This is a genomic window from Stenotrophomonas sp. YJH_SMC_12-1, from assembly GCF_059370935.1.
Window position 1 is genome coordinate 297,567 of the sequence record NZ_JCAFUD010000005.1, and the last position, 11,882, is coordinate 309,448.

14 protein-coding genes are annotated in these 11,882 nt (G+C 66.8%); 7 read left to right on the top strand and 7 right to left on the bottom strand.

Going from position 1 to position 11,882, the window contains the following annotated elements:
- The first annotated feature begins 309 nt into the window (after positions 1-309).
- A complete protein-coding gene (locus AC5P8Y_RS11655; protein ID WP_005411115.1) occupies positions 310-741 on the top strand; it encodes a CBS domain-containing protein in 432 nt (143 codons plus the stop codon).
- A 67-nt stretch (positions 742-808) separates the two neighbouring features.
- Here the strand turns inward: AC5P8Y_RS11655 and AC5P8Y_RS11660 are convergent, their stop codons facing one another.
- Together AC5P8Y_RS11660 and gloA are read right to left on the bottom strand one after the other, a co-directional pair.
- Positions 809-1,237 carry a VOC family protein gene (locus tag AC5P8Y_RS11660; protein WP_049404090.1) on the bottom strand — a complete coding sequence of 143 codons (429 nt, stop codon included), beginning with the start codon at positions 1,235-1,237 and terminating at the stop codon, positions 809-811.
- 94 nt (positions 1,238-1,331) lie between these two features.
- Complete coding sequence (gene gloA, locus AC5P8Y_RS11665) at positions 1,332-1,850, bottom strand: lactoylglutathione lyase (RefSeq protein ID WP_043035640.1); 519 nt, start codon at positions 1,848-1,850, stop codon at positions 1,332-1,334.
- Positions 1,851-1,975: 125 nt separating this feature from the next.
- Between gloA and AC5P8Y_RS11670 the strand changes: the two genes are divergently transcribed.
- A complete protein-coding gene (locus tag AC5P8Y_RS11670; protein ID WP_049433165.1) occupies positions 1,976-3,088 on the top strand; it encodes a PLP-dependent cysteine synthase family protein in 1,113 nt (370 codons plus the stop codon).
- Between the two features lie 53 nt (positions 3,089-3,141).
- On the opposite strand, the gene AC5P8Y_RS11675 is transcribed toward AC5P8Y_RS11670, so the two are convergent.
- The gene (locus AC5P8Y_RS11675; protein WP_495201974.1) at positions 3,142-3,546 is read right to left on the bottom strand and encodes a hypothetical protein; all 405 of its coding nucleotides are present in this window, start codon (positions 3,544-3,546) and stop codon (positions 3,142-3,144) included.
- Positions 3,547-3,716: 170 nt separating this feature from the next.
- Between AC5P8Y_RS11675 and AC5P8Y_RS11680 the strand changes: the two genes are divergently transcribed.
- Complete coding sequence (locus AC5P8Y_RS11680; protein WP_495201975.1) at positions 3,717-5,747, top strand: M3 family metallopeptidase; 2,031 nt, start codon at positions 3,717-3,719, stop codon at positions 5,745-5,747.
- A 102-nt stretch (positions 5,748-5,849) separates the two neighbouring features.
- Here AC5P8Y_RS11680 and AC5P8Y_RS11685 read toward each other — a convergent pair whose 3' ends face one another.
- The 3 genes from AC5P8Y_RS11685 to AC5P8Y_RS11695 all read right to left on the bottom strand — a co-directional run bounded on the left by AC5P8Y_RS11685 (position 5,850) and on the right by AC5P8Y_RS11695 (position 7,800).
- Positions 5,850-6,653, bottom strand: coding sequence for an SDR family oxidoreductase (locus AC5P8Y_RS11685; protein WP_111108696.1), 804 nt, complete (start codon positions 6,651-6,653; stop codon positions 5,850-5,852).
- Positions 6,650-7,216 carry a DUF1415 domain-containing protein gene (locus tag AC5P8Y_RS11690; RefSeq protein ID WP_043035533.1) on the bottom strand — a complete coding sequence of 189 codons (567 nt, stop codon included), beginning with the start codon at positions 7,214-7,216 and terminating at the stop codon, positions 6,650-6,652. The genes AC5P8Y_RS11685 and AC5P8Y_RS11690 overlap by 4 nt, the downstream gene beginning before the upstream one ends.
- A 101-nt stretch (positions 7,217-7,317) precedes the next feature.
- Positions 7,318-7,800, bottom strand: coding sequence for a YajQ family cyclic di-GMP-binding protein (locus AC5P8Y_RS11695; protein ID WP_005411107.1), 483 nt, complete (start codon positions 7,798-7,800; stop codon positions 7,318-7,320).
- Between the two features lie 143 nt (positions 7,801-7,943).
- Between AC5P8Y_RS11695 and AC5P8Y_RS11700 the strand changes: the two genes are divergently transcribed.
- The 3 genes from AC5P8Y_RS11700 to AC5P8Y_RS11710 all read left to right on the top strand — a co-directional run bounded on the left by AC5P8Y_RS11700 (position 7,944) and on the right by AC5P8Y_RS11710 (position 10,735).
- Complete coding sequence (locus AC5P8Y_RS11700) at positions 7,944-8,840, top strand: DMT family transporter (protein WP_005411106.1); 897 nt, start codon at positions 7,944-7,946, stop codon at positions 8,838-8,840.
- A gap of 201 nt (positions 8,841-9,041) precedes the next feature.
- Positions 9,042-10,049 carry a methionine ABC transporter ATP-binding protein gene (locus tag AC5P8Y_RS11705; RefSeq protein WP_005411105.1) on the top strand — a complete coding sequence of 336 codons (1,008 nt, stop codon included), beginning with the start codon at positions 9,042-9,044 and terminating at the stop codon, positions 10,047-10,049.
- A complete protein-coding gene (locus tag AC5P8Y_RS11710) occupies positions 10,046-10,735 on the top strand; it encodes a methionine ABC transporter permease (RefSeq protein ID WP_005411104.1) in 690 nt (229 codons plus the stop codon). The genes AC5P8Y_RS11705 and AC5P8Y_RS11710 overlap by 4 nt, the downstream gene beginning before the upstream one ends.
- Before the next feature lie 70 nt (positions 10,736-10,805).
- Here the strand turns inward: AC5P8Y_RS11710 and AC5P8Y_RS11715 are convergent, their stop codons facing one another.
- On the bottom strand, positions 10,806-11,426 hold the full coding sequence (locus AC5P8Y_RS11715) for a lipocalin family protein (protein WP_049404082.1): 621 nt from the start codon (positions 11,424-11,426) through the stop codon (positions 10,806-10,808).
- A gap of 128 nt (positions 11,427-11,554) precedes the next feature.
- On the opposite strand from AC5P8Y_RS11715, the gene AC5P8Y_RS11720 reads away from it, so the two are divergent.
- Positions 11,555-11,878, top strand: a complete 324-nt coding sequence (locus AC5P8Y_RS11720; RefSeq protein ID WP_049404081.1) for a hypothetical protein — start codon at positions 11,555-11,557, stop codon at positions 11,876-11,878.
- Positions 11,879-11,882 lie beyond the last annotated feature (4 nt).

The window sequence follows — 11,882 nt, forward strand, 5'->3', positions numbered from 1 at the left end:
CGTGGCATCGCGTGTATTCAGCGGCGGTTTCAGCCGCGGTGCCATTCTCTGGATCGTCGGTTGGTTCCCACGACGAACTGTCCTATCGATGCCGGTAGTGACCGATGGTCGCAGTCGTAGAATCGATTTGACCGAGGTCCGGGTTGAGCGGTTGAACCCACCTCGTTCGCGTTGCAGCACGTCGTCTGCCGATCCATTCCAAGCGGCAGCCGGGTGCGCCAGACGTGCGCTGAAAGGTCTGTTCCCGGGGAGGGGGCGTATCGGAAGAGCACACTTTTTGACTTCAGTGACCTGCACCAGGAAACAAGAATGAACGTCCGCGAACTCCTGCAATCCAAGAAAGAAGCTGTCATCACCATCGATGCCGAAGACACCATTGGTGCCGCCGCCCACAAGATGAGCGCGAACAGGATCGCTGCACTGGTGGTGATGAAGGACGATGCCCCGGTCGGCATCATTTCCGAGAAGGACATCGTGCGTACCCTGGCCGACGACGGCCCGCAGGCCGGCCGCCGGGTGATTTCCAGCCTGCCGTCCACCGGCCTGGAGGGCATCGCCCCGGAGGCCACCCTGAAGCAGGCCATGTCGCTGATGACGTACTCGCGGCGCCGTCATCTGATGGTCACCGAAGGCACTCGTCTGGTCGGCATCCTCAGCCTGGGCGACATCGTGAAGAACCTGCTGGGCGAGCTGGAGCTGGAAAAGGCCGTGCTGCAGGACATCTACATGGCCGCCCACTGAGGGCTGCAGCGCTGGAAGCAGAGAAGCCGGGCATTGCCCGGCTTCTTCGTTCACGGCATCGGTGAATTCAGAAAGTGACCTTCACCGAGTCGGCGCTGTAGTTGGCTGGGCCGTGGTAGACCACTTCGATGTTGTTGCCATCCGGGTCGAGCACGAACGCGCCGTAGTAGCCCGGGTGGTAAGGGCGTTCACCGGGCGCGCCGTTGTCGGTGCCGCCGGCGGCGATCGCGGCGGTATGGAAGGCATCGACGGTTGCGCTGTCGCGGGCCTGGAAGGCCAGATGGTGGCGGCCGGTCAGCTGGCCGGCGGCGGCCGTGCTGCTGGCGCTGGAAATGAACAGCTCATCGGCCCAGAAGTAGTCATCGCCTTCACCGGCGATCGGGATGCCGATCGTATCGAACACCGCCTGGTAGAAGCGGCGACTGGCCGCCATGTCGCGCACTACCAGCTGGATGTGGTCGATCAGGCGGCCGCGGTGCAGTTCCATCGTTTCCATACGAACCTCGCAGAAAAAGGGGACGGAGGGGATTAAGTCGCTTCCAGCCCAATAATGCCAGAAACGACTTAATCCCCTCCGTCCCCTTTTCGGGTCAGACGTTGGCGATGATCTCAACCCAGTAGCCGTCCGGGTCCTTGATGAAAGCCAGGTTCTTCATGCGGCCGTCGGTCAGGCGCTTCTGGAAGGTCACGCCCAGATCCTCGAAGCGCCGGCAGGCGGCCTCGATGTCCGGCACCGACACGCAGATGTGGCCGAAGCCGCGCGGGTCGCTGTTGCCGTCGTGGTAGACCGCGCCGTCCTGGGTTTCGGTGCCGTGGTTGTGGGTCAGTTCCAGTACGCCCGGCAGCCCGGCCATCCACAGGCGGCGGGCGTTGTCATCTTCCGGCACCGTGGCGCCAGCGGGCACGTAGGCCAGGAAGTACAGGCTGAACTGGGCCTCGGGGAAGTCGCGCTTGTCGATCAGCTGGTAGCCGAGCACGCGGGTATAGAAGTCCAGCGAAGCGGCAATGTCCTTCACGCGCAGCATGGTGTGGTTGAACACGAAGCCGGTGGTTTCGGCCGGGGCCTGGGCGGCGACGCCGGGAACATCGCGCAGGGCGGGAATGGTCATGGGGGAGGTCCTTCAGACAGGGCCGTTGCCGGCCGGATGGCGCCATTCTACCGGCCAGCACCTGACGGCACTGCGACGTACAATGGCCGGATCGCACCGTTCCGTCCTGACAACGATTGTCCGCCATGTCGCAGCGTGAATGGGTGGCTGCCGCCATCCGCAAGATCGAAGCTGATTTCAACCGTTCCGCCGATACCCACCTGATCCCGCTGGCGCTGCCAGGGTTCGAGGGCATCGACCTGTACCTGAAGGATGAGTCGAGCCATCCCACCGGCAGCCTGAAGCACCGGCTGGCGCGCTCGCTGTTCCTGTATGCGCTGGCCAATGGCTGGTTGGGTGAAGGGCGTCCGGTGATCGAGGCCTCCAGCGGCTCGACCGCCGTGTCCGAAGCCTATTTCGCGCGGCTGCTCGGCCTGCCGTTCATTGCGGTGATCCCGGCCTCCACCTCGCCTGAAAAGATCGCCGCGATCGAGTTCCACGGCGGCCGTTGCCACCTGGTCGAACGTGCCTGCGACCTCAACTGTGATTCGGAAAAGCTGGCCCGTGAAACCGGCGGCCACTTCATGGACCAGTTCACCTATGCCGAGCGCGCCACCGACTGGCGTGCCAACAACAACATCGCCGAGTCCATCTTCAAGCAGATGGCCGAGGAGCCCAGCCCGGTTCCGGAATGGATCGTGTGCAGCCCCGGTACCGGCGGTACCGCAGCGACGCTGGGGCGCTATGTCAGCTATCGCCGGCATGACACCCGCATCCTCTGTGCGGACCCGGAAGTGTCGGTGTTCTTCGATGGCTACAAAGCCGCCGTGGCCGGTGAGCAGGACTGGCGCGGCCTGACCTGCAGCGGTGGCTCGCGCGTGGAAGGCATCGGCCGGCCGCGGGTAGAGGCGAGCTTCATCCCGACCAGTGTCGATGCGATGGTGAAGGTGCCCGATGCGCTGAGCCTGGCCGCGATGCGCCATGTCAGCCGCCAGCTGGGCCGCCGTGTCGGTGGCTCCACCGGCACCAACTTCATCGGTGTGCTGCAGGCGGCGCAGTGGATGCGCGAGGCGGGCCATCAGGGCAGCATCGTCAGCATCCTGTGCGACAGCGGCGAGCGCTACGCACAGAGCTACTACGACCCGTCGTGGTATGCGCGCCAGGGCATCGACGTCGACGGCGCCGATGCGCAACTGGCGGCGGCGGTGGCCGGGCAGGGACTGCCCGAATTGCCGTGGTGCAGCCTGGAAGCGTTGTAACGCGGCAACGTACGGCCGGCTGTGCGTCGACTCTACCCGGTCGCCGGGGCGGCTCAATATCCCGCTGCAGTGAACGCGTCCAGCACCGCGTCGCGCAGTGCATCGGGCAAGGCCTCGATGTCCATCGCGCGATCATCCAGATGCAGGCTCGGGTCCAGGATGCTCGCTCGGCCCTGGGCCAGCGCCTGCAGCCACAGCAGCACGCAGATCACGAACTCGCGCTCATGGCCCAGCCGCAGCTGGCTGGCGCCGCGTTCGATCACCTCGAACGGGTACCACTCCTGCGCATCGTTGAACGTGCCGCCCTGCTGCAGCACTGCCTGCAACTGCTGCAGATGGCGCGGGGCGTCATCGCCGGCATCGCACAATGCGGCGATCCAGGTCAGTTCGGCCGGGCTGGCGGACAATGCCAGTGACCGGGCCGGTGAGGCGGATGCAACTGCAGGCAGACCTTCCATGTAGGGCCTCGTTCGGTGCGTACCGCTGCGGACTCCCCCGCAGCCAGAGCTTCGGTGCGCGACCGTAAGGCCGACGTGAATGCCGGGCCGTGCCCCCTTGTCAGCCCCGCCTGCCAGCGCCATATCCTGCATGCTGCCCGCCTGCCGGGCCCGTACCCTGGAGATCTGCCGTGACCGTTGCCAACCCCCTGCTCGATTTTTCCGGCCTGCCGCGCTTCGAGGCCATCCGCCCCGAGCACGTGGCGCCGGCGCTGGACGTGCTGCTGGCCGAGGCCGAAGCCGCCGTCAGCGCCGCCGAGCAGGTGCAGCCGGTCACCTGGCAGACCTTCGTTGCCCCGCTGGATGACGCCACCGAGCGCCTGGGGCGCGCCTGGGGTCTGGTCGGCCACCTGCAGGGAGTGGTCAACACCCCGGAACTGCGTGAGGCCTACAACAGCAACCTGCCGCGGGTGACCCGCTTCGCCAGCGCGCTGGGCCAGAACCTGGCGTTGTACCGGCAGTACCAGACGCTGGCCGCCAGTGCCGAGGCGGCGCGCTTCGACGCGGCCCAGCGCAAGGTGCTGGACAACACCCTGCGCGATTTCCGCCTCGGTGGTGCCGAGCTGGCGCCGGAGGCGCAGCAGCGCTTCGCGGCGATCAAGGAAGAACTGTCGGCGCTGTCGGCGAAGTTCTCGCAGAACGTGCTCGACGCTACCGATGCCTGGTCGCTGATCATCGAGGACGAAGCGCGGCTGAAGGGCCTGCCGGAAGACGTGAAGGCCGCCGCGCATGCGGCAGCACAGAAGGACGGCAAGGCCGGCTGGAAACTGACCCTGCAGATGCCGTGCTACCTGCCGGTGCAGACCTGGGGTGAGGACCGCGACCTGCGCGAGATCCTGTACCGCGCCAGCGCACAGCGTGCGTCCGAATTCGGCGATGAGTCCCTGGACAACAGCGGCAACATCGATCGGATCCTCGCCCTGCGCGCTGAACTGGCCGCGCTGCTCGGCTTCGATTCGTATGGCGATTATTCGGTAGCGACCAAGATGGCGCAGGACCCGGCCGAAGTGCTGGGTTTCCTGCGTGACCTGGCCGCGCGCGCCAAGCCGTTCGCGGCCAGGGACCGGGCCGACCTTGAGCAGTTCGCACGCGAGCAGCTGGGCATCGACAGCCTGCAGGCCTGGGACCTGGCGTTCGCCGCCGACCGCCTGAAGCAGGCCCGTTACAGCTATTCCGAACAGGAAGTGAAGCAGTACTTCACTGAACCGAAGGTGCTGGGCGGCCTGTTCTCGGTGATCGAGCAGCTGTACGGCCTGCGCGTGCAGGAGGACAGCGCACCGGTGTGGCACGAGGATGTGCGCTTCTTCCGGTTGGTCGATGCGCAGGGTGCGCTGGTTGGCCAGTTCTACCTGGACCTGTACGCCCGCGAGGGCAAGCGCGGTGGCGCGTGGATGGACGATTGCCGCAACCGTCGCGTGCGCCCGGACGGCAGCGTGCAGACGCCGCTGGTCTACCTGGTGTGCAACTTCGGCCGCGGTGCCAATGGCAAGCCGGCCACCTTCAGCCACAACGAAGTGACCACGCTGTTCCATGAGATGGGCCATGGCCTGCACCAGCTGCTGACCCGCATCGGCGAACTGGGCGTGGCCGGCATCAATGGCGTGGAATGGGATGCAGTGGAACTGCCCAGCCAGTTCATGGAGAACTTCTGCTGGGAGTGGGAGCACCTGCAGGCCATGACCGCGCACGTGGACAGCGGCGAGCCGCTGCCGCGCGCGCTGTACGAGCGCATGCTGGCTGCGCGCAACTTCCACAGCGGCATGGCCACCGTCCGCCAGCTGGAGTTCGGCCTGTTCGACATGCTGCTGCACAGCCAGTTCGAACCAGCGCAGGACAGCGTGCTGGCACTGTTGGACCGCGTGCGCGCGGAAGTGGCGGTGAACCACCCGCCGGCCTGGAACCGCTTCCCGCACCAGTTCAGCCACATCTTTGCGGGCGGTTACGCCGCGGGTTACTACAGCTACAAGTGGGCCGAGGTACTCAGCGCCGACGCCTATGCCGCTTTCGAGGAAGCGCCGCAGGCACTGGCTGAAACCGGTGCACGCTTCCGTGATGAGATCCTGTCGCGCGGTGGCAGCCGCCCGGCGGCGGACAACTTCAAGGCCTTCCGCGGCCGTGCTCCGCAGATCGATGCGCTGCTGCGCCACTCGGGCATGGCGTAAGGCGTCGGGTAGGTGCCAACCTTGGTTGGCACTTCACCGCCATCCACGCATGGCGTGGATCTACCGGAATGCCGGCCAGCGGCCGGCACTACCGGTGGCGGGTCATTCGGCGTAGATCATCTTCCGGGTCATGCCGCCGTCGACGATGAAATCCTGGCCGGTACTGAAACCGGACAGTGATGACAGCAGGTATACGGCCAACGCACCGATGTCCTCCGGCTGGCCGACGCGGCCGACCGGGTGTTGCGCATGGTCGGTGGCCGAATACTCCGGTGCGTGTCGCCGTGAGGGTGCCTGCCACTCGCAGGTGCCGATCCAGCCGGGACTGATGCTGTTCACCCGCACCGCCGGGCCGCTGCTGATCGCCAGCGCATGGGTGAAGCCCACCAGCCCGCCCTTGGCTGCGGCATAGGCTTCGCTGTGTGCTTCGGATTGCCAGGCGCGGGTCGAGGCGATGTTGATGATCGCACCGGCGGCGCTGGCGGTCAGCGCCGGCAGCGCGTGCTTGCTGCACAGGAAGGCGCCATGCAGCGACGACAGCCGGCGTTGCCATTCGTGCCAGTCCATGTCCTGCACCCGCGTGCCGTGCGGCCCGGCGATGCCGGCATTGTTGACCAGCCCGTCGATGTGTCCGAAACGCTGCAGCGCCTCGGCGATGAAGTCGCGCACGCTGGCTTCGTCGGTGATGTCCAAACGCTGGAACGCGGCATCCTCACCGCGCTGCCATTCGTCCAGGCAGGCTTGGCCGGCCTCCCTGTCCAGGTCGCCGATCAGCACGCGTCCGCCGGCACCGAGCACGGCCTGGGCAATACCGCGACCGATGCCATTGGCGCCGCCGGTGACCAGCACCACCTTGCCCGACAGTGGCGCGGCCGGCCATGCGGCAATCGGCGGCACCGTGCTCACGTCAGGTCTTCGCCGCGCAGGCGGCGATGCCAGCCGTCCACGCCGATGCGGTCCAGGGTCTGGATGTTGCGCTCGACGATCACGTCCGGGTCCGGATACACATCCACCGCGCGCGCCACGCTGTCTTCGCGCAGCAGGTGCAGGGTGGGGAAGGGCGCGCGGTTGGTGTAGTTGCTGGCGTCGTCGGCGGCCACGCCCTCGAACTGGTAATCCGGATGGAAGCTGGCCACCTGCAGGATCCCCTGCAGGTCCAGTGCCTCGATCGCCGCATCGGCGTTGTCGAGGAAGTCGTTGTAGTCGAGGAAATCGCTCAGCACCTGCGGATGCACGATCAGCGTCGTGTCGATCTGCTCGGCCGGCGTGTCGCGCAGCAGCACCAGCTCCTCGGCCAGCTGTTCAACCAGCGCTTCTGTCGTGGTCGCATCGCTGAGCACGATGCGGACCTGGTCCTTCACGTATACCGCCTTGGCGAACGGGCACAGGTTCAGGCCGATGACGATGCGCTCCAGCCACAGGCGGGTGGCGGCGATCGGGTCATCGATGGGCAGGTCGGAATCGGTCATGGCGGGCACGTCGGCTGGCGGGGCCGACATTGTAGGCGCGTCGCTGGCAACGCGCCGTCGTACCTGCGGCTGGCAGCGCCGGGGGATTCCCGGCAGGTGGCTCAGTCGCGGAAATTGTTGAACTGCAGCGGCAGCTCGAACTTGCCGGCCTTGAGCACGGCGATGGCGTCCTGCAGGTCATCGCGCTTCTTGCCCTGCACGCGCAGCTTGTCGCCATTGATCTGGCTTTCCACCTTCAGCTTGGCGTCCTTCAGTGCGGCGGCGATCTTCTTGGCGATCTTCTGCTCGATGCCCTGCTTGACGGTGATCTTCTGCCGGGCCTGGGCCAGGTTGGTCTCGATGTCGCCAAACTCGAGGCTGAGCACGTCGATGCCGCGCGCGGCCAGGCGTGCACGCAGGATGTCGTTCATCTGCTTGAGCTGGAATTCGGTCGGCGCGAACTGGTTGATCACATCGCCATCGCGTTCGAACTTGGCATCCACGCCCTTGAAATCGAAGCGGGTGGCCAGTTCGCGGTTGGCCTGGTCGATGGCGTTGGTCAGTTCGTGGGTGTCGACTTCGGACACGACGTCGAAGGAAGGCATGGGCGATGCTCCGCAGGATTCAGTGGCAGCCATTCTATCGCGAGGGCCCCATGCCCGCCGTTTGTAGAACCGAGCCCACGCTCGGCTGCTTTTTGAAGAGCGGCCGAGCTCTACAGAATGCGACGACCGGGCGATAATGGGCCATGAACGTGCAACGCTCCCCTTCGCGTGCGGTGGCCTGGATGGTCGCTGCGGTCGCCTGTTTCTCGCTGATGGACGCTGGCATGAAGCAGCTGTCGGCCAGCTATCCCACCCTGGAAGTGACTTTCCTGCGTGGTGCGGCCTCGTTGCCGTTCGTGCTGGTGTGGGTGCTGGTCAGTGCCGGCCCACGTTCGCTGGTGCCGCGGCGCTGGGGCCTGCACCTGCTGCGCGGCGCGTTGGGCATGGCGATGATCGGCTGCTTCGTGTTCGCCCTGCGCGACCTGCCGCTGTCCACCGCCTACACCATCTACTTCGTTGCCCCGCTGCTGATCGCCGCGCTGTCGGTGCCGTTGCTGGGCGAGCGGGTCGGGCCGCGGCGCTGGGTCGCCATCGGCATTGGCCTGGTGGGCGTGCTGGTGGTGCTGCGGCCGGGCGTGGATGGCTTCATTTCGGTGCCCGGCCTGATGGTGCTGGCGGCGGCAACGGCCTATGCCGTGGCGGCGATCACGGTCAGCCTGCTGACCCGCACCGATACCTCGCAGTCGATGGTGGTCTGGTTCCTGGTGATCATGGCCATCGGCGCCGGCCTGCTCGCCATTCCCGGCTGGGTACCGCTGCAGCTGGCACACGCGCCTTTGATTGCCGGCATGGGCCTGGCCGGGGCGCTGGGCCAGATTGCCCTGACCAAGGCCTTCCAGCTGGGCGAGGCCTCGATGATCGCGCCGCTGGAGTACAGCGGCCTGGTCTGGGTGATCGGCTGGGATCTGGCCTTCTGGGGCCAGCTGCCGGACGGCTATACCTGGGTGGGCGCGGCGATCATCGTCGCCTCGGGGCTGTACCTGCTGCATCGCGAGCGGGTAAACCGGCAGGAACCGCCGAAGCCGCTGGATCATCCCTGAGCCCGGGGGTAGTGCCGGCCGCTGGCCGGCAACCCCTTGCGCCGGAGGGACCGCTGCAGGTGCCGGCCAGCGGCCGGCACTACCGGGGACAGTTTCTTAGAACCAAAAGGAATAACATTCTGGGCCATGGCGCGGGCGCGCGACCGCCTGCGCTGGTAGGCTGCACGCCCCCTTCCGTCACCCAGCCGGTGAGCCACGCCCGTGATCGAGTTCCAGCGCCTGCACAAATCCTATGCCGTTGCCGGCCGCGAAGTCAGCGCGCTGCAACCGTTGGACCTGACCATCGAGGCCGGTGAGGTGTTCGGCATCATCGGTCATTCCGGCGCCGGCAAGTCGACACTGATCCGCATGATCAACCGCCTGGAAGAGCCCAGTGGTGGCCGGCTGCTGATCGGCGGTGAGGATGTCACCGCGCTGGACGCGGACGGCCTGCGCGCGCTGCGCCGGCGCATCGGCATGATCTTCCAGCACTTCAACCTGCTGTCCTCGCGCACGGTGGCCGGCAATGTCGCCTTCCCGCTGGAACTGGCCGGCACGCCGAAGACGGAGATCGACGCGCGCGTGGCCGAGCTGCTGCAGACCGTGGGCCTCGAAGCGCATGCGCAGAAGTATCCGGCGCAGCTGTCCGGTGGCCAGAAACAGCGCGTCGGCATCGCCCGCGCGCTGGCGACCCGTCCGCAGATCCTGCTGTGCGACGAGGCCACCAGTGCGCTCGATCCGCAGACCACCGCTTCGGTGCTGTCGCTGCTGTCGAAGATCAATCGCGAGCTGGGCCTGACCATCGTGCTGATCACCCATGAGATGGACGTGATCCGCCGTGTCTGCGACCGCGTTGCGGTGCTCGATGCCGGCCAGATGGTCGAAACCGGTCCGGTCACCCGGGTGTTCCTGCACCCGCAGCACCCGACCACGCGCCGTTTCGTCAGCGAATCGGAGCATGTGGACGAGGGCACGCTGCACCGCGATTTCGATGCCGTCGGTGGCCGTATCGTGCGCCTGACCTTCCTCGGTGGCGACACCTACGAACCCCTGCTCGGCCGCGTCGCGCGCGAGACCGGGGTCGACTACAACATCCTGTCCGGTCGCATCGACCGGATCAAGGACACCCCGTATGGCCAGCTGGTGGTCGCCCTGGTGGGCGGCGACCAGTCCGCCGCGCAGGCCGCATTCGTGGCCGCCGGCGTGCATGTTGAGGAGCTGCGTCGATGATCATCGCTACTGCCGGCGGATTCTTCCGCCACCTGGACGCGGGCAAGTGGGCCGACATCGGCCAGGCCACCATCGACACCCTGCTGATGCTGCTCGGTTCGCTGCCGCTGACCCTGGCCATCGGCCTGCCCCTGGGCGTGCTGCTGTACCTGTTCGGTGCACCGCAGATGAAGCGCCGGCCATTTGCGTACGGCGTGCTGGCGCTGGTGGTGAACCTGCTGCGTTCAGTGCCCTTCATCATCCTGATGATCGTGCTGATCCCGGTCACCCTGTTCCTGATGGGGACGTCGCTGGGTGTACGCGGTGCGATCGTGCCGCTGGTCATCGGTGCCGCGCCGTTCTACGCGCGCCTGGTCGAGACCGCACTGCGCGAAGTGGACCGTGGCGTGATCGAAGCGACCCAGGCGATGGGAGCCACCACCTGGCAGCTGGTCACCCGCGTGCTGCTGCCGGAAGCGCGCCCGGGCCTGATCGCTGGCGCAACGGTCACCACCGTCGCGCTGATCGGCTTCACCGCGATGGGCGGTGCGATCGGCTCCGGTGGCCTTGGCGACCTGGCCTTCCGCGACGGCTACCAGCGCTCGCACACCGACGTGGCGCTGGTCACCGTGGTCCTGCTGCTGATCCTGGTGCAGCTGCTGCAGATGCTCGGCGACCGCCTGGTCGCGCATTACAGCCGCAGATAACAGAATGCTGGGCGGCGCCCGGCATCTTGTTCGGGTAGTGCCGGCCGCTGGCCGGCAATCCCACGTGCGGTCAACGCACGTTCGGTACTTCGTAACCCAGCTTCCCGACCTGCTCCGGGTGCTGCGGCACGCGCTTGAGCTTGTCGGTGTTCACCCCGTACTCGTCACGCAGGCGCTCGGCCAGCTCCTTGTACAGGGCTTTGTCCATGTCCGGCGTACGCGAGAAGATCCAGGCCATCTCGCGGCCCGGGTAACCGATCAGTGCCCACGAGTAATCCGGTGCCACTTCCAGCACCCGCGAATGGGTAGGCACGACGCGGTAGAACCAGGTGCGCCAGCCGTGGTTGCCGCTGTCCGGGTCGACGCTGGCGCGGGCACGCACTTCCTGCAGCGGTTCGCCGAAGCCATCACGGTAGCGGTAGGTGATGCCGACCTTGTGCTCGTCGCGCAGTTCGTAGTCGTTGACGCTGGCCACATGGCCACGTTCGATGAAGTTCGGCACGCGGCCGATCACGTACCAGGTGCCCATGAAGCGCTTCAGGTCGATCGGCGCATCCGGGTCGGTCGGCGCATCCGGGTCGGTCGCGCGCGGGGTGCTGGCGCGGGGCGATGGCGGCTCACTGGCGGCCACGGCGGGGCCCGCCAGGGACAGGGCCAACAGCATGGCGCAGAGCGGGCGGATCGAAGTCATGCGGGAGCGGGCTCAGAAGGGCTTTGCCTGAGCATGGTCGACTGAGCGTGCGCGATCCGTCAATGGTGTCGCAACCTGTGAGAAGGGCCTTGCCCAAGCTGTGTTGCATTGTCCACCGGAGAAGCCCCATGAACGCACGTTCCGTCCGCCGCCCTGCAACTGAACGCGTCATCATTGAACGCGCCGATCCGCGCCTGCTGCGCAGCGTGCGGCAGGTGGCCCTGGCCGGCCTGGCGCTGGTACTGGTCTGGCCAGCCGCGCGCGGCAGCAACGCCTGGCTGGGCTGGCTGCCGATGTGGCTGGTGGGCATGCCGCTGGTGGCCTGGTGGGCGCTGCTGCGCTTCCCTGTGCCGCGCCTGTCGTGGCTGCGGCTGGCCCGTCGCACCGGTGGACAGGCACATCGTCGCACCGCCGGGACGCCCCGCCGTCGCCGCGCTACGGCCACGGCCTGACCTT

Bases quoted from the DNA above. Each gene is read 5' to 3' on its own strand.
- AC5P8Y_RS11655 (WP_005411115.1), top strand. From the start codon at position 310: ATGAACGTCCGCGAACTCCTGCAATCCAAGAAAGAAGCTGTCATCACC.
- AC5P8Y_RS11660 (WP_049404090.1), bottom strand. From the start codon at position 1,237: ATGGAAACGATGGAACTGCACCGCGGCCGCCTGATCGACCACATCCAG.
- gloA (WP_043035640.1), bottom strand. From the start codon at position 1,850: ATGACCATTCCCGCCCTGCGCGATGTTCCCGGCGTCGCCGCCCAGGCC.
- AC5P8Y_RS11670 (WP_049433165.1), top strand. From the start codon at position 1,976: ATGTCGCAGCGTGAATGGGTGGCTGCCGCCATCCGCAAGATCGAAGCT.
- AC5P8Y_RS11675 (WP_495201974.1), bottom strand. From the start codon at position 3,546: ATGGAAGGTCTGCCTGCAGTTGCATCCGCCTCACCGGCCCGGTCACTG.
- AC5P8Y_RS11690 (WP_043035533.1), bottom strand. From the start codon at position 7,216: ATGACCGATTCCGACCTGCCCATCGATGACCCGATCGCCGCCACCCGC.
- AC5P8Y_RS11695 (WP_005411107.1), bottom strand. From the start codon at position 7,800: ATGCCTTCCTTCGACGTCGTGTCCGAAGTCGACACCCACGAACTGACC.
- AC5P8Y_RS11700 (WP_005411106.1), top strand. From the start codon at position 7,944: ATGAACGTGCAACGCTCCCCTTCGCGTGCGGTGGCCTGGATGGTCGCT.
- AC5P8Y_RS11710 (WP_005411104.1), top strand. From the start codon at position 10,046: ATGATCATCGCTACTGCCGGCGGATTCTTCCGCCACCTGGACGCGGGC.
- AC5P8Y_RS11715 (WP_049404082.1), bottom strand. From the start codon at position 11,426: ATGACTTCGATCCGCCCGCTCTGCGCCATGCTGTTGGCCCTGTCCCTG.
- AC5P8Y_RS11720 (WP_049404081.1), top strand. From the start codon at position 11,555: ATGAACGCACGTTCCGTCCGCCGCCCTGCAACTGAACGCGTCATCATT.